This is a genomic window from Thiorhodovibrio litoralis (genome assembly GCF_033954455.1).
Taxonomy (GTDB): Bacteria; Pseudomonadota; Gammaproteobacteria; order Chromatiales; family Chromatiaceae; genus Thiorhodovibrio; species Thiorhodovibrio litoralis.
This window is the reverse complement of the sequence record NZ_CP121473.1, coordinates 3,105,563-3,119,165: the sequence shown is the minus strand read 5'-3', so window position 1 is coordinate 3,119,165 and position 13,603 is coordinate 3,105,563. Positions and strand designations below refer to the sequence as shown.

At 63.9% G+C, this 13,603-nt stretch carries 16 protein-coding genes and 1 riboswitch; of the genes, 4 read left to right on the top strand and 12 right to left on the bottom strand.

All coding sequences use genetic code 11. The features are described from left to right. Nucleotides 1-9: 9 nt before the first annotated feature. The 10 genes from Thiosp_RS13840 to gcvT all read right to left on the bottom strand — a co-directional run bounded on the left by Thiosp_RS13840 (nucleotide 10) and on the right by gcvT (nucleotide 9,185). Nucleotides 10-687 (bottom strand): DUF484 family protein, encoded by a 678-nt coding sequence (locus Thiosp_RS13840; protein ID WP_201065043.1) that lies wholly within the window; start codon nucleotides 685-687, stop codon nucleotides 10-12. Next, entirely contained in the window at nucleotides 684-1,514 is an 831-nt protein-coding gene (dapF, locus tag Thiosp_RS13835) for a diaminopimelate epimerase (RefSeq protein WP_201065046.1), read from the bottom strand. Before dapF ends, Thiosp_RS13840 begins: the two co-directional genes overlap by 4 nt. Before the next feature lie 25 nt (nucleotides 1,515-1,539). Continuing rightward, entirely contained in the window at nucleotides 1,540-1,791 is a 252-nt protein-coding gene (gene moaD, locus Thiosp_RS13830) for a molybdopterin converting factor subunit 1 (RefSeq protein WP_201065049.1), read from the bottom strand. Continuing rightward, on the bottom strand, nucleotides 1,788-3,134 hold the full coding sequence (locus Thiosp_RS13825) for a molybdopterin molybdotransferase MoeA (protein ID WP_201065051.1): 1,347 nt from the start codon (nucleotides 3,132-3,134) through the stop codon (nucleotides 1,788-1,790). The genes moaD and Thiosp_RS13825 overlap by 4 nt, the downstream gene beginning before the upstream one ends. Before the next feature lie 100 nt (nucleotides 3,135-3,234). Continuing rightward, nucleotides 3,235-3,765 (bottom strand): molybdenum cofactor biosynthesis protein B, encoded by a 531-nt coding sequence (gene moaB, locus Thiosp_RS13820; RefSeq protein ID WP_201065054.1) that lies wholly within the window; start codon nucleotides 3,763-3,765, stop codon nucleotides 3,235-3,237. 11 nt (nucleotides 3,766-3,776) lie between these two features. Next, a complete protein-coding gene (locus Thiosp_RS13815) occupies nucleotides 3,777-4,145 on the bottom strand; it encodes a diacylglycerol kinase (RefSeq protein WP_201065057.1) in 369 nt (122 codons plus the stop codon). A 104-nt stretch (nucleotides 4,146-4,249) separates the two neighbouring features. After that, the gene (gcvPB, locus tag Thiosp_RS13810; protein WP_201065060.1) at nucleotides 4,250-5,743 is read right to left on the bottom strand and encodes an aminomethyl-transferring glycine dehydrogenase subunit GcvPB; all 1,494 of its coding nucleotides are present in this window, start codon (nucleotides 5,741-5,743) and stop codon (nucleotides 4,250-4,252) included. Between the two features lie 412 nt (nucleotides 5,744-6,155). Continuing rightward, entirely contained in the window at nucleotides 6,156-7,541 is a 1,386-nt protein-coding gene (gcvPA, locus tag Thiosp_RS13805; RefSeq protein ID WP_201065063.1) for an aminomethyl-transferring glycine dehydrogenase subunit GcvPA, read from the bottom strand. Nucleotides 7,542-7,548: 7 nt separating this feature from the next. Continuing rightward, nucleotides 7,549-7,941 carry a glycine cleavage system protein GcvH gene (gene gcvH / locus Thiosp_RS13800; protein ID WP_201065066.1) on the bottom strand — a complete coding sequence of 131 codons (393 nt, stop codon included), beginning with the start codon at nucleotides 7,939-7,941 and terminating at the stop codon, nucleotides 7,549-7,551. A 128-nt stretch (nucleotides 7,942-8,069) separates the two neighbouring features. Beyond that, nucleotides 8,070-9,185 (bottom strand): glycine cleavage system aminomethyltransferase GcvT, encoded by a 1,116-nt coding sequence (gene gcvT, locus Thiosp_RS13795; protein WP_201065069.1) that lies wholly within the window; start codon nucleotides 9,183-9,185, stop codon nucleotides 8,070-8,072. Nucleotides 9,186-9,703: 518 nt separating this feature from the next. Further along, nucleotides 9,704-9,811, bottom strand: a riboswitch (glycine riboswitch). Between the two features lie 223 nt (nucleotides 9,812-10,034). Between gcvT and rsfS the strand changes: the two genes are divergently transcribed. Both rsfS and Thiosp_RS13785 read left to right on the top strand, forming a co-directional pair. After that, complete coding sequence (gene rsfS / locus Thiosp_RS13790; RefSeq protein WP_201065080.1) at nucleotides 10,035-10,448, top strand: ribosome silencing factor; 414 nt, start codon at nucleotides 10,035-10,037, stop codon at nucleotides 10,446-10,448. 1 nt (nucleotide 10,449) lies between these two features. Next, nucleotides 10,450-10,935 carry a dihydrofolate reductase gene (locus tag Thiosp_RS13785; RefSeq protein ID WP_201065083.1) on the top strand — a complete coding sequence of 162 codons (486 nt, stop codon included), beginning with the start codon at nucleotides 10,450-10,452 and terminating at the stop codon, nucleotides 10,933-10,935. A gap of 11 nt (nucleotides 10,936-10,946) precedes the next feature. Here Thiosp_RS13785 and Thiosp_RS13780 read toward each other — a convergent pair whose 3' ends face one another. Next, nucleotides 10,947-11,783, bottom strand: a complete 837-nt coding sequence (locus tag Thiosp_RS13780) for a symmetrical bis(5'-nucleosyl)-tetraphosphatase (RefSeq protein ID WP_201065086.1) — start codon at nucleotides 11,781-11,783, stop codon at nucleotides 10,947-10,949. Nucleotides 11,784-11,846: 63 nt separating this feature from the next. Further along, nucleotides 11,847-12,236, bottom strand: a complete 390-nt coding sequence (gene apaG, locus Thiosp_RS13775) for a Co2+/Mg2+ efflux protein ApaG (protein WP_201065088.1) — start codon at nucleotides 12,234-12,236, stop codon at nucleotides 11,847-11,849. 145 nt (nucleotides 12,237-12,381) lie between these two features. Here apaG and Thiosp_RS13770 point away from each other — a divergent pair, with 145 nt between their 5' ends. Then, complete coding sequence (locus Thiosp_RS13770; RefSeq protein ID WP_201065090.1) at nucleotides 12,382-12,546, top strand: hypothetical protein; 165 nt, start codon at nucleotides 12,382-12,384, stop codon at nucleotides 12,544-12,546. 84 nt (nucleotides 12,547-12,630) lie between these two features. Further along, the gene (locus tag Thiosp_RS13765) at nucleotides 12,631-13,584 is read left to right on the top strand and encodes a Gfo/Idh/MocA family protein (RefSeq protein WP_201065092.1); all 954 of its coding nucleotides are present in this window, start codon (nucleotides 12,631-12,633) and stop codon (nucleotides 13,582-13,584) included. The last annotated feature ends 19 nt before the right edge of the window (nucleotides 13,585-13,603 follow it).

Genomic DNA, 13,603 nt, shown 5'->3' with positions numbered 1-13,603 from the left:
TCACGGGAATCAATCATGGTGCAGCAGCGCGAGTTCGATCAGCTTGGCGCTGATGATGTCGGCCAGGCGCTCGAGTGCGTCCGTGCCCATGTCGGCGGTGAAATGGTCGGGGTCGCGACTGGCGATGGCCAGCAGGCCGCGCATCTTGGGGCCCTTGAGCGGAATGAGTGCGGCCGAGAGCAGCGCCTCCGCTTTGGACCCGAAGATTTCATCGTACTGGTCGGTCTTGAGTTGACCGCACTGGCAGTGGTCGAGCTCAGATAGCTTGGCCAGGGGCTCGGGCAGAGAGGGGCTGTCGGCTTCCTGGTCGGGCAAGGGAAACTGCAGCAGGGCAACGGCCTCGGCCTCGAACTCGATTTTGAGCTCTACGTCCAGGATGTCCTGCACGTGTTTGACGCTGCGCGCCAGGATGATCTTGGTGGTGAGCTCGTGCAGGTGGGCCGAGAGTGACTCGTACTCGCGCGCACGCTCCACCAGGCAGGCCAGGCGCTGGCGTTCCTGCGCGATCTGCTCGCGCAGCAGGTTGAGCTGGCGTTCGACCAGAGAAACGGTCCCGTCGCCACCATGCGGGATCTCAAGCTTGATCAGGAGCTGCGGGTGGCGCAGCAGCAAGTCCGGGTGCTCATCCAGATACGCGACAGCCATGGCCTCGGTGATGGCGTTATCTGGTGCGGAATGGCGCGTCATAAGTCAATCTCTCCGTCGAAAACCTCGCAAGCTGGGCCTGTCATGGTGACAGTTTCCTGGTTTCCAGGCCAGCGGACGATCAGATCGCCCCCGGGCAGGGTCACCCGGACCTCTTCGTCGAGCTCGCCCCACAGCCGCCCGACCACCATGGCCGCGCAGGCGCCGCTACCACAGGCCTGAGTCTCACCGGCACCGCGCTCCCAAACCCGCAGCCCGATGTGCTCGGCACTGAAGACCTGCATGAAGCCGACATTGGTGCGTTGCGGAAACACTGGTGAGCGCTCGATCTCCGGTCCCAGGCTGTCGACAGGCGCAGTGGCGAGATCGTCCACCGGAACCACGGCATGCGGGTTACCCATGGACAGGACGCCGATGCGCAGCACCTGGGAGCCCGTGCCGTAATTGTACGCGGGCGCACGCTGATCGGTCAGAAAAGGAACGGCGCGCGGCTCGAAACGGGGCATGCCCATGTCGACCCGCACCTGGCCGTCGTCGAGCAGGTTGAGCTCGAGCAGGCCGCTTTTGGTGCCGACCTGCAACTGGCGTTTGTCGGTCAGGCCCTTGGCATGGACAAACCGCGCGAAACAGCGCGCACCATTGCCACACTGGCCCACTTCGGAGCCATCGGCATTGAAAATGCGGTAATAAAAATTGGTGGTTGCGGTCTTGGAGTGCTCGACCAGCAGGAGCTGATCGCAGCCAACACCCCGGCGGCGGTCCGCCAGCATGCGGGTCAGCTCCGCGGTCATGGCGACCTGCTGGTTGATGGCGTCGATGACGACGAAATCATTACCCAGACCATGCATTTTTGTGAATTTTAGTCGCATGTCAGCGGTCCTTGATTGCGCGTCCTTAGCCGCCGGTTACGGGCGGAAAGAAGGCGACTTCATCGCCGGGCTGGATGACGCTGTCGGGGCCGGCGATGGTCTGGTTGACGGCGGCGAGGATGTTTTGCGCCGGCGCGAGTGCCTGCGACCAGGGCTCGCCGCGCGCGGCGAGCTGTGCACGCAGTTCGGCGACTGTCATGGGGTCGGCGAGCGCATAGTCCTCGCCCTCGCAGTCCAGCGCCTCGCGCAGGCTCGCGAAGTAGAGCAGGCGGATCATGTCAGAAGCTCGCTGAAGGGCAGGAAGTCGACCGGGTCGCCGCGGTTGATTTGAGTATTCTCAGGGATCACCACCAGACCGTCGGCCCAGGTCAGTGAGGTGATGGCAGCCGAGGAACGGCTCGGGAAGACCTGCACCCGGGGTTGCCCCTCGGCGTCATGGACCAGCCGGGCGCGTCGATATTCGCGCCGCTTGTCGGGCTTTTGGGTGGCGAAATCCGCGCTGGCGCGTCGCGGGCGAGGCAGGAAAGCGCCACCCATGTCATTTCTCTGTCCAGGACTCTGGCCCGGGGGCTGTTCCGGGGTCTGTTCAGGGATCTGGCCCTGCAGCTTGAGGATCAAGGGCCGGGCGAAGAGCGCGAAGGTCACAAAGAGCGACACCGGATTGCCCGGGCTGCCGATGAAAGCTGCGTGGCCGATGCGCCCGACGGCGACCGGCTTGCCGGGGCGCATCGCTACCCGCGCCACGTCCAGGGAGCCGAGTTGCTCGACGGCTGGGCGCACGTGGTCTTCCTCGCCGACCGAGACACCGCCGCTGGCGATAACCAGATCGGCCTGGTCAGCGGCGGCGCGCAGCGCTTGCAGGGTCGGCTCGAAGCGGTCCGGGATCATGCCCCGGTCGATGACTTCGCAGCCGAGGGCGCGCAGCAAGGCGGCGAGCATATAGCGGTTGGAGTTGTAGATCTGCCCCGGGCGCAGGGGTTGGCCTGGCATGACAAGCTCATCGCCACTGCTCAGAATGGCGACGCGCAGGGGGCGGTGGACTGCAAGCTCGGCCAAGCCGACCGAGGCGGCGAGCGCCAGATGCTGGGGCGCGAGCCTGGTGCCGGCGTGCAGGATTTGATCACCGCTGCGGATGTCCTCGCCGCGCTGGCGGATATTGGCACCCGGCTTGATGTGCGCGATGTCCTCGGGTGCCATACACAGCTGCTCACCATGGCGCCCCTTGTTTTCCAGTGTGCAGATTTCCTGCACGACAACGGTGTCGGCGCCCACGGGTACCGGAGCCCCGGTGAAGATGCGCGCGGCGGTGCCGGGCGCGAGCGGCTCGGGCTGATTGCCGGCCGGAATCCGCTGGCTGACAGGCCACTTTGGTGGGTCGCGGCTGAGATCGGCGTGGCGCAGGGCATAGCCGTCCATGGCGCTGTGGTCCCAGTTGGGCTGATCGATCGGGCTGGCGACGGTCTCCGCCAGAACGCGCCCGAGGGCCTGATCCAGCGGCAGCCGTTCCACCTCCAGTCGGGGGTGCTCGACGGCCAGAATGCGCGCGATGGCTTCTTCAACCGTCAGTGTCTTCTGGCTGGCGGCATCTGCGCAGGTGTTGGGGGCTGTTGTGGCGGTCATGGTTCCCATGAGACTCAGCACTGGTTGCCGGTCATGCTACCGCTATTGGAGTGAATTGCGGTAATGGCAGTTTGTGCGGCCGCTGCTTGACAGGCAATGCTTAGCGTTCGCTGAAGCGTTCGATCAGCTGCGCGAAGTTGCATGGGCGGGTGCGGCGGTCGAGCTGGGCGCCGAGAATGCCATCCCAGGCGGTGTGGCAGGCGCCGGTGGAGCCGGGCAGGCAGAACAATAGGGTCGTGTTGGCCAAGCCGGCCAGAGTGCGCGACTGAATGGTCGATGCGCCGATTTCGGCAAAGGAGATGGAACGGAACAGCTCGCCGAAGCCTTCGATGCGTTTGTCGAGCAGGGGCTCCAGCGCCTCTGGGGTGTTGTCGCGCCCGGTCACCCCGGTGCCGCCGGTGCTGATGACGACCTGTACCTCGGCATCTGCGATCCAGCGCGAGAACACGGCCCGCAGCAGATAGCGATCGTCGCTGCAGATTTCGCGCGCCACCACCCGATGGCCGGCGTCGGTCGCACGCTCGGCCAGCAGGTCGCCGGAGCTGTCGTTTTCCGCCGTGCGACTGTCGGAGACCGTGAGGATAGCGAGATTGAGCGGCAGGAAGTCGAGGTCTTGAGCGTGATGGGACATGGGATGATCCGCTAAAGCTTGGGCACCAGAATCAGCAGCCAGATGACCACCACAAAGGCGATGCTGGAGAACACCGCCGCCGAGGCGATGTCCTTGGCACGGGCGGAGAGTTCGTGGCGCTCGAGGCCGACGCGGTCGACATTGGCCTCAATCGCGGAGTTCAGCAGCTCGACGATGAGCACCAGCAGCAGGCTGCCGACCAGCAGGGCACGTTCCACCGGTGTTTCGCCCAGCCACAGGCCGAGCGGGACCAGCGCAATCAGCAGGATCACTTCCTGGCGAAAGGCTTCTTCGAGCTCGAAGCAGGCCTTGAAGCCTTTCATGGAGTAACCGAACGCACGCAGGATGCGTTTCAGGCCTTTTTGGTTTTGGTGGGCCATGCTGCTTAGCGTGAAGTGCGCCGGCGCATGGTGTGGCCAGATCGCGGCCGAAAATGGTCAAATCCCTTGGAGATCATGGCTTTATGATGTGCCTCACTCTTTGCCTAAGTTGCCGTTGCATCGCTGTTCTTACCTTTATACGCCAAGTCGAGATGGCGCGCTGCGCGCACGTCGTCAAGGCGTTTGACCGGTAGCGAGTGCGGCGCGGTGCGCAGCATATCGGGGTTTGTCGCCGCCTCTGCGCGAATAGCGATCATGGCCTCGACGAAGGCATCCAACGCCTCTTTGCTTTCGGTCTCGGTCGGCTCGATCAGTAGGCACTCGGGTACCAGCAGGGGAAAATAGGTCGTCGGTGCATGAAATCCATGGTCGAGCAGCCTTTTGGCGAAATCCATGGTGGTGATGCCGTATTCCTTGGCCTCACGCTTGAGGGTGATGATGAATTCATGACTCGCGCGCCGCTTGGGGTAGGCGGGTTGAAAGCCCGCGTCGCTCAGGCGCTTGAGCAGATAGTTGGCGTTCAGGGTGGCGTATTCGCCGACGCGCTGCATGCCTTCGATGCCGAGCAGGCGGGCGTAGATATAAGCGCGCAGCAGAATACCGATGTTGCCGCCGAAGGCGGTCAGGCGGCCGATAGACTCGGTGCGGCTGTGCTCGTCTTGCCAGATGAAGCGCCCGGCGGATGCTTCGTTTGCATTCGCCTCTTCGCGCGCGACCAGTGGAATGGGCAGGTAGGGCTCGAGGTGCTTGGCCACACCCACGGGACCCGCGCCCGGTCCGCCGCCGCCGTGCGGGGTGGAGAAGGTCTTGTGCAGGTTCATGTGGATGACGTCGAAGCCCATGTCGCCAGGGCGCACCTTGCCGAGAATGGCATTGAGGTTGGCGCCGTCGTAGTAGAGCAGACCGCCCGCGGCATGGACTTGCTTGGCGATTTCCTGGATGTTGCGGTCGAAGACGCCGACGGTGCTCGGGTTGGTGAGCATGATGCCGGCGGTCTGGGGGCCGAGCGCGCGCCCCAGGGCCTCAACATCCACGTCGCCGTCTGGGCCGGTGGGGATTTCGCGCACCTCGAAGCCGGCCATGATGGCCGAGGCGGGGTTGGTCCCATGGGCGGCGTCGGGGACTAGGATTTCCCGCCTGGCATGGTCGCCGCGCGCGTCATGGTAGGCGCGGATCATCAGCACGCCGGCTAGCTCGCCCTGCGCGCCGGCGGCAGGCGCGAGCGAGACTGCATGCATGCCGGTGATGGCCTTGAGCATTTCCTGCAGCTCGAATAGGCAGGCCATGATGCCTTGGCTATGGCTGGCCGGGGCTGCGGGGTGACGCGCCAGAAAGCCGGGCAGGGAGGCCAGGCTGTTACATGCGCGCGGGTTGTACTTCATGGTACAGGAGCCGAGCGGGTAGAAATGGGTGTCGATGGAGAAGTTCTTCTGCGACAGCCGGGTGTAGTGGCGCACCGCGTCGAGCTCGGAGACTTCTGGGAGGTCGGGGCGGGTCTTGCGGCGCAGCGCGGTAGGCAGGTCGTCGCAGTCGGCATAGTCGAGCGGTGCCTGGGCGGCGGCGCGGCGGCCGGGATGAGAATGGTCATGAATCAGCATGGTGCGATTTTCGATTTCGTTCAGGCTGGCGAGTTGGTTTGATTGTCTGTTCTGGCTGATTTGGTTCGGTTAGTTGTTCGTGCTGCCTGGTTTGGTGGATTGTTCCGGGCCGGGTGCCGGTCGCGGGGGACGCCGTGAATACATCCTTTTAGGCTTGCGACGGCGTCCTGCCGTCGAACACCCCCGCGCCCGGCACCCGGCCCGGAACCTCAGGCTCCTCTGGGAACGGCTAGGCGAGCTTCAGCAATTTAAAATTTCGTCACTAAGCGCTTGGTTTCGGTCTTGTTATCGAGTAGACGTGCGATGTTGGCGCGTGGTGGTTCGGTTGGAATCCACCTTCACAGCCTTACGGGCACCAAATTTGGAATCGCTAGGCGGAGCTTGCTGGTTCGCATGGTCGATCCCTTGGCAGCTAAAGTGCGTTCTCAAGGGCGTTGGCAAAGCGCTCGATATCGCCTTCGGTGCGCGTCTCGGTGGCGCACACTAAAAGGCTGCCGTCGAGTTCTGGGTAGCTGCGGCCGAGGTCGAAGCCGCCGAGGATATTTTCGGCTGCCAACGCCTTTAGCACTTGCGCGGTTGGCTTGGGCAGGCGCAATGCTTGCTCATGGAACACCGGGCGGTCGAAGATGGGCTCGACACCGGGTATCTTGCACAGGCGCGTGGTCAGGGCGCGGGTGTTGGCATGGCAGGCGGCGGCGACGCGCTCGAGGCCTTCGGCGCCGAGCAGGGACATGTGGATGGTCGCGGCGGTGACTAGCAGGCCCTGGTTGGTGCAGATGTTGGAGGTGGCCTTGGAGCGGCGGATATGCTGCTCGCGTGCTTGCAGGGTGAGCGTGTAGCCGGGATTGCCGTCGAGGTCGAGTGTCTTGCCGGCGATGCGCCCGGGCAGTTGGCGCACCAGCGCCTGGGTGCAGCACAGAAAACCCAGGTAGGGGCCGCCGGAGGCGAGTGGCATGCCGAGCGGCTGACCTTCGCCGCAGGCGATGTCGGCGCCGCCGGATTTCTCTCTTAGGGTTCCCCAATCGCCGGGCGGGCTGAGCAGGGCAAGGGCGATGGGATTGACCAGGCCGATGACCAAGGCGTTGCGTTCATGCGCCCAGTCGGTCAGGCTGTCGACCTCCTCGAGCACGCCAAAGACATTCGGTTGCGGGATGACCAAGGCGGCGAAGGGCGCGCCGGCGGCGGCTTGCTCAAGGGCATCGACCGTGGTGTGGCCGCCGCTCGGGTCAAAGGGGACCTCGACCAGCTCGATGCCCTGATGGCGCACGATGCTGCGCACCGTCTGGCGGTAGAAGGGATGCACGCTTGCCGGCATCAGTACCCGCTTGTCCTTCACCTTGCGGTTGGCGCGCACCGCCATCAGCACCGCCTCGGCCAGGGCGGAGGCGCCGTCGTAGAGCGAGGCGTTGGAGGCATCCAGTCCGGTCAGGGCAGTCATCATGGACTGGAATTCGTACAGGACCTGCAGGGTGCCCTGGCTAGCCTCGGCCTGATAGGGGGTGTAGGCGCTGTAAAACTCGCCGCGGGTGGCGATCTGCCACACGGCGGCGGGAATATGATGCTCATAGGCGCCAGCGCCGAGAAAGCACAGCGGCTCGCCGTCGGCACGCGCGCGCTCCTGCATCAGGCGTGCGACGGCCATTTCCGGCTCGGGACTCATCAGCTCCGCGGGCAGACCGGCAATGTCCCCAGCGCGCAGCGCGGCGGGGATTTCGTCGAAGAGCTCCTCAATGCTCGCGGCGCCGATGGCGCCGAGCATGTCGGTCGTGTCTTCTGGCGTGTGGGGGATAAAGGGCATTGGTTGGCTACTCTTCCTCGGCGATCAGCTCGCCGTAGGCCTCGGCAGTGAGCAGTTCTTCGATCTCGCTCGGCTCGCTGATCGTCAGGCGGAAGATCCAGCCCGCGCCGTAGGCGTCGCCATTGATCAGCTCAGGGCTGTCGCCGAGTTCCTCGTTAACTTCCACAACTTCGCCGCTGATGGGGCTGTAGATGTCGGAGGCGGCTTTGACCGACTCGACCACGGCGCAGGCCTCCTTGGCGCTGAGCGCGTCGCCGATCTTGGGCGGCTCGACGAAGACCAGATCGCCGAGGGCGTCCTGGGCGTGGTCGCTGATGCCGACGGTGGCGGTGCCGTCGCCGTTATCCATCAGCCACTCGTGGCTGTCGTTGTAAACTCGATCTGAGGGTACCTGACTCATGGGATTCTCCGAATGGGTGAGGCGTGACGATGAAAATAAAAAAGACGATTAGCGTGAATCGCACGGGAGCATTTTTCGGGCCAGTCGGGCGTTCCAGGCGGGCTCTGGGGTAATGGGAACAATTCGCCCTAGAGCGGGATCTTGATCTCCCCGTGCCGGACGAAGGGCGGTTTGACCAAACGGGCGGCAAGGCGCCTGCCTCGGATCTCAACCTGACAGTCGTCGGTGACCGCCGCGGCGACCCGGGCCAGGCCGATCGAGCGCTCGAGCGTTGGCGAGAAGCCGCCGGAGGTCAGTTCGCCCGCGACCTGATCGTTAAAGATGACCGGCTGTCCGTGTCGCAGCACGCCGCGCTCGAGCAGCAAGATCCCGACGAAGCGCTGCGCGAGTGGCTCCTTGCGCTGACGCTCGAGCGCTGCGCGGCCAATAAAATCCCGCTCGGGCGGTTCCCATGCGATGGTCCAGCCGAGCCCGCTGACCAGTGGCGAGACCTCCGGGCCCATGTCCTGACCGGACAGGTTCATGCCCGCCTCAAGCCTGAGTGTATCGCGCGCGCCGAGCCCGCAGGGGCGCGCGCCGGCATCGAGCAGGTGCTGCCAGAGATCGGCCACCTGATCATTCGGCAGAATGATCTCGAAGCCGTCCTCGCCGGTGTAGCCGGTGCGGGCGACGAACAATTCATCCTGCTCGCAGGCACTGAATGGCTTGAGCTGCTCGAGCGTGGCGCGCAGCCCCGCGGGCAGGAGCGGAATCGCCGTGGCGCGTGCCTCCGGCCCTTGCACCGCCAGCATGGCGAGATCGTCGCGGCGGGTGATGACGGGGGCAAAGGGTGCGGCCTGAGTTTGAATCCAGTCGAGATCGCTGTCGGTAGTGGCCGCATTGAGCACCAGCCGGTAGCTGTCCGTGCCGCGTTTGTAGAGGATGAGATCGTCGATCACACCGCCTTGCTCATTGAGCATGCAGCTGTAAAGTGCCTTGCCGGGCGCATTATCGGGCGCCTCACCGGGCGTAGGCAGGCGGGCGACATCATTGGCGAGCAGGTAGCGCAGAAAGTCGGTTGCGCGCGGGCCAGAGATATCGACCGCACGCATGTGGGAGACATCAAAGACGCCGACGGCGCGGCGCACGGCATGATGCTCTTCGATCTGGGAGCCGTAGTTAACCGGCATGTCCCAGCCGCCGAAGGGGACCATGCGGGCACCAGCGGCCTGGTGTGCGGCAAAGAGGGGCGTGCGATGAGCCATGGCGCTGCCTCTGGAAGTGGAGCAGGGGTGACGGAAAAGGAACCGGGGTTTTAGGTTGAAGCGGATCAGCAGGCAGAACTCACCAGCCCGAATCCACTGAAGCTCAAAATTGACTGAGCATCCAATGGCGCCTGATCGCCAAGGCGATCACCAATGCGCGTTAGCGCACGGGGTTGCAATGCCAAGTAAGCAACGCCCTTGGGACAATCGCTGAGTTGCAATCTTGGCTTGCAATGCTGGTTCGCACTGCCGGCAGCCTGCCGCTGCTTTTATCAACCGCCCCTCTGTCCTGAACCTGAGAGTTTGCCCTGTCCGACGGCCCGCGCATGCAAGCGTTAGAAAACAAGCGCGCGAGACCGAGTAGTATAAGCCTTGTCTAGTAAGCTGCAGTATTATGAAGCTTTGCTTATAGGCTTTCAGGGCTGCCCCTTCGGTGGGTTTGTTCCTCTCCCATAGGGAGGTCCCATAGGGAGGATGGTCCCATTGGGCGGATGGACAAACCGCTCTCCAGAGTCGGAGCTGTTTTCGCGGTCCTGGGTGCCTGAGCGATTCCGGGCGGAGTTGCGCCTTCGGCGTCGGTTCCGGGACGATAATTCCCGTGCGCCGATCTCTCCCGCGACAGCGTTCCGAAGCACAACTATAACCGCACTGCGGGGAGCTTGCAAAGTCAGGGCTTGCAGTTCACCCCCCCCCCGATTCGCTCAGCGTTCGCTCAGCGTTCGTTCGGACGAATACACGAATATCGCTTATGATTGGGACCGATGACGGGGCAGGAGGCATGAGTTTTCCTCTGAACCAAACAACAGCGGCTATTTTTTATTGCGCTAAGGCGCGAGACACGGAGATTGCATGCAGCTCGACCGACAACTCGTTCAACTAAAGGCTCTGGTGCTCGACACCCTTGATGACATGAAAGCGCACGACGTTGAGGTGATGGATGTGCGCGACAAGACCTCGGTGACGGATTTGATGATTGTGGCCTCGGGCACCTCGGACCGGCACGTCAAGGCGATCGCCGAGACCGTGGCCTACCGCGCAAAGGAGTCCGGCGAGCCTCCGCTCGGCAGCGAAGGGCTCAGCGAGGGCGAATGGGCGCTGGTGGACTTAAACGGCATTGTGCTGCACGTGATGCTGCCGAAGGTGCGGGATTTCTACAATCTCGAGCGGCTATGGTCGGCGCCGACCCTCGTCAGTTCCCAGGCTAGCGCCCAGACGAGCAACCAGACCAGCTCCCAGCCGATGTCGCGCATGGCCGCGGGTTGATATGGCACGTGTCAGTCTGATCGCGGCGCTCGCGCGTAATTTCGTTATCGGCCGCGACAATGACTTGCCCTGGCGCTTGCCGGCCGATCTGGCGCATTTCAAAGCGCTCACCCTGGATAAGCCTATCCTGATGGGGCGGCGGACTTTTCAGTCACTCCCCGGTCTGCTGCCGCGGCGCGAGCATCTGGTGGTCTCGCGCGATCCGGACTTCCGCCCGCGCGGCGCGACCCTTGCACGCAGTCCCGAGGCGGGTGTCGCGCTGGCCGCGGGTGCCGAGGAGCTAATGGTGATCGGTGGAGCCTCGCTCTATGCGGCACTGCTGCCGCAGGCGACGCGCATGTACCTCACCTGGGTGGAGGCGGACATTGACGGCGACGTGCGCTTTCCGCGCTGGGACCCTCGTGATTGGCAAGAGACCGCCTGCGAACGGCGCCCGGCTGATGCGCGCAATTCTTACGCTCTGCGCTTCGTGACCCTGGAGCGTTAAGCGGGCGACTCTCATTCGCCCGGCCTGGCCTGGCCGGGGCAGTCGATGGCGATGGGCTTGATGGCCTTCTTGCGCCGCACGCGCAGCGCGGTCAGCTCGCCTCCCCACAGGCAGCCGCTGTCGATGGCCCAGATGTTTTCCTCGGCGTGATAGCCGAGGGTCGACCAGTGGCCGAAGATAATGCGCTCGTCGCGGCTGCGGCGCCCGGGTACCTGAAACCAGGGCAGGGCAGCGTCCGATTGCGCACCAGGCGGGCCTTTCTCCTTCAGCAGCAGGGTGCCCTCGGCGTCGCAGTAGCGCAGGCGGGTCAGGCAGTTGACGATGAAGCGCAAGCGGTCCATGCCGCGCAGGTCGTCGCGCCAGCGACTCGGCTCGTTGCCGTAAAGGCCTTGCAGAAACTCGGCGTAACCTGGGTCGCACAGCGCCGCTTCGACCTCGCCCGCCAGCGCCTGCGCCTGGGTGCAGTCCCATTGCGGCGGCAGCCCGGCATGCACCAGGGCGACCTCTTTCTTTTTCGAACGATAGAACAGTGGGCGCCGGCGCAGCCAGTCCAGCAGCTCATCGCGATCGGGCGCCTGTAGGATGGCGTCGAGGGTGCTGTCGTTGGCATGGCGCTGGTTGCCGGCGGCTAGCGCGAGCAGGTGCAGGTCGTGGTTGCCCAGGACCATCACCGAGCAGGCGCCGAGACGCTTGAAAAACCGCAGGACCTCGAGTGATTTGGGGCCGCGGTTTACGAGATCGCCCACCGACCACAGGCGGTCGGTGGCGGGGTCGAAGGCGAGCTCGTCGAGCAGGCGCGCGAGCTCGTCGTAGCAGCCTTGGATGTCGCCGATTGCGTAAGTCGCCATGGGTGAAGAATGCTGCTCTTTGGCTGGCGGTGAAAAGGGGTGGCGGCGGTGTTCGCTGCCGGGTCAGTGGAGGGTTGAGCGGTCGCCGAGCGAAAAGGGCCGGATCTCGGCGTTAAAGCGGGTGCCGTCGGCGGCGAGCATCTGGTAGCTGCCGTGCATACTGCCGATGGGCGTTTGCAGTCGCGTGCCGCTGGTGTATTCAAAGACCTCGCCGGGGTGGATCAAGGGCTGCTCCCCAACCACGCCCTGACCGCGGACTTCCTGGACTTTGCCGTCGGCATCGGTCACGATCCAATGGCGGCTCAGCAGCTGTGCCGGCGTGCAACCGCGGTTTTGTATCTTGATGGTGTAGGCAAAGGTGTACATCTGTCGCGCCGGGTCGGACTGCTCGGGCAAAAAGCGCGTTTTGGCGACGACCTCAATATCATGTTCGGACTGCGCGTGTGGCTGCATCGTAAGACCTCGTGGCAGGGGCGGTAGCTGGCCATTCCAGGCAGCGACCGTTAGATCGAAATTTTTATGAATTTTGACCTTTCCTAAATTTCAGTCTGTTGTAAACTTGGGGTACGGAAAAATTTTAGCTTTACTGTCTAAGTCCATGTCATACAAGCGTCGACAGAAGATAGACCTCTTTTCGCTGCTGCTGGTCGTGGTGGCCATGGGGCTCTCCCTGACCGTGGCTTATCAGATCCATCTATTCTACGGCAATGACGATCTGCCAGTCGCCAGCGAGTTGTCTGCGCGCGCCGCGGAAGATGGTTGAGGCCCGGTGGTCCTGGGCCAAGCCCAGCAGTTATTCCAGACCCAGGCCCAGGCCCAACCCCAGCAAGAGCCGCGGAAATTGAACATGCTGCGAGTCGCAGTCATCGGAGTCGGTTATCTGGGGCGTTTCCATGCGCTGATCTCCTCCAGGTTGCCGCAGGTCACGCTGGTTGGCGTGGTGGATACCGACGCCGAGCGGGCAGCGGCCGTTGCCGCCGAGGCCGGCACCTCGGTCTGCGCCAGCACCGAGGCGCTGCTTGACCAGGTTGATGCGGTCAGCATTGTGGTGCCGACCAGCGCGCATCTTGAAGTCGCGCGGCCATTTCTGGCACGCGGTATCCATGTTCTGCTGGAGAAACCCATCGCCGTGACCACCGGCGAGGGCGCGGAGCTGGTCGCGCTGGCCGAGCGCAGCGGCGCCCTGCTGCAGATCGGCCATCTGGAACGCTTCAACGCCGGTGTTATGGCGCTGGCCGAGCGTATCAAGCAGCCGCGCTATCTGGAGGCGCAGCGTTTGGGGGCCTTCGTCGAACGCGCCACCGATGTTGATGTGGTCACCGACCTGATGATACACGATATCGACATCATTTTGGCGCTGGTTGACAGCGATCTGACTGAGGTCCGTGCGGTTGGCACGCCGGTGTTGACCGAGCATGTGGATATTGCCAGCGCGCGCCTGGAATTCGCCAATGGCACTGTTGCGAACGTGGTGGCCAGTCGCGTTTCGGACAAGAAAATCCGGCGTATCCGGGTGTTTCAGCGACGCAATTATCTGTCGCTCGACTTTGCCGAGCAGCGCCTCGATGTCGCCACCTGCGAGGAGTCCGAGGGGGATGCGCGCCCGCGCATTCTGCGCGAAAGCGTCGCGCTGGAAACCGTCAAGCCGCTTGATGCCGAGATCGCGGCCTTCGTCGATGCCGTGGTAGAGGGAAAACCTCCGCTAGTCGACGGACGCGTCGGCTTGAAGGCGCTCGATGTCGCCCTTCAGGTGCGTGAGCGCATGGCGGCGATGGAGCCGGAGACCTTGAGTCACCAGTGATGCACAGCCCCTGGGATGG

What these genes read in the sequence shown, in the direction of transcription:
- Thiosp_RS13840 (WP_201065043.1), bottom strand. Translation starts at nt 687, where the DNA reads ATGACGCGCCATTCCGCACCAGATAACGCCATCACCGAGGCCATGGCT.
- dapF (WP_201065046.1), bottom strand. Translation starts at nt 1,514, where the DNA reads ATGCGACTAAAATTCACAAAAATGCATGGTCTGGGTAATGATTTCGTC.
- moaD (WP_201065049.1), bottom strand. Translation starts at nt 1,791, where the DNA reads ATGATCCGCCTGCTCTACTTCGCGAGCCTGCGCGAGGCGCTGGACTGC.
- Thiosp_RS13825 (WP_201065051.1), bottom strand. Translation starts at nt 3,134, where the DNA reads ATGACCGCCACAACAGCCCCCAACACCTGCGCAGATGCCGCCAGCCAG.
- moaB (WP_201065054.1), bottom strand. Translation starts at nt 3,765, where the DNA reads ATGTCCCATCACGCTCAAGACCTCGACTTCCTGCCGCTCAATCTCGCT.
- Thiosp_RS13815 (WP_201065057.1), bottom strand. Translation starts at nt 4,145, where the DNA reads ATGGCCCACCAAAACCAAAAAGGCCTGAAACGCATCCTGCGTGCGTTC.
- gcvPB (WP_201065060.1), bottom strand. Translation starts at nt 5,743, where the DNA reads ATGCTGATTCATGACCATTCTCATCCCGGCCGCCGCGCCGCCGCCCAG.
- gcvPA (WP_201065063.1), bottom strand. Translation starts at nt 7,541, where the DNA reads ATGCCCTTTATCCCCCACACGCCAGAAGACACGACCGACATGCTCGGC.
- gcvH (WP_201065066.1), bottom strand. Translation starts at nt 7,941, where the DNA reads ATGAGTCAGGTACCCTCAGATCGAGTTTACAACGACAGCCACGAGTGG.
- gcvT (WP_201065069.1), bottom strand. Translation starts at nt 9,185, where the DNA reads ATGGCTCATCGCACGCCCCTCTTTGCCGCACACCAGGCCGCTGGTGCC.
- rsfS (WP_201065080.1), top strand. Translation starts at nt 10,035, where the DNA reads ATGCAGCTCGACCGACAACTCGTTCAACTAAAGGCTCTGGTGCTCGAC.
- Thiosp_RS13785 (WP_201065083.1), top strand. Translation starts at nt 10,450, where the DNA reads ATGGCACGTGTCAGTCTGATCGCGGCGCTCGCGCGTAATTTCGTTATC.
- Thiosp_RS13780 (WP_201065086.1), bottom strand. Translation starts at nt 11,783, where the DNA reads ATGGCGACTTACGCAATCGGCGACATCCAAGGCTGCTACGACGAGCTC.
- apaG (WP_201065088.1), bottom strand. Translation starts at nt 12,236, where the DNA reads ATGCAGCCACACGCGCAGTCCGAACATGATATTGAGGTCGTCGCCAAA.
- Thiosp_RS13770 (WP_201065090.1), top strand. Translation starts at nt 12,382, where the DNA reads ATGTCATACAAGCGTCGACAGAAGATAGACCTCTTTTCGCTGCTGCTG.
- Thiosp_RS13765 (WP_201065092.1), top strand. Translation starts at nt 12,631, where the DNA reads ATGCTGCGAGTCGCAGTCATCGGAGTCGGTTATCTGGGGCGTTTCCAT.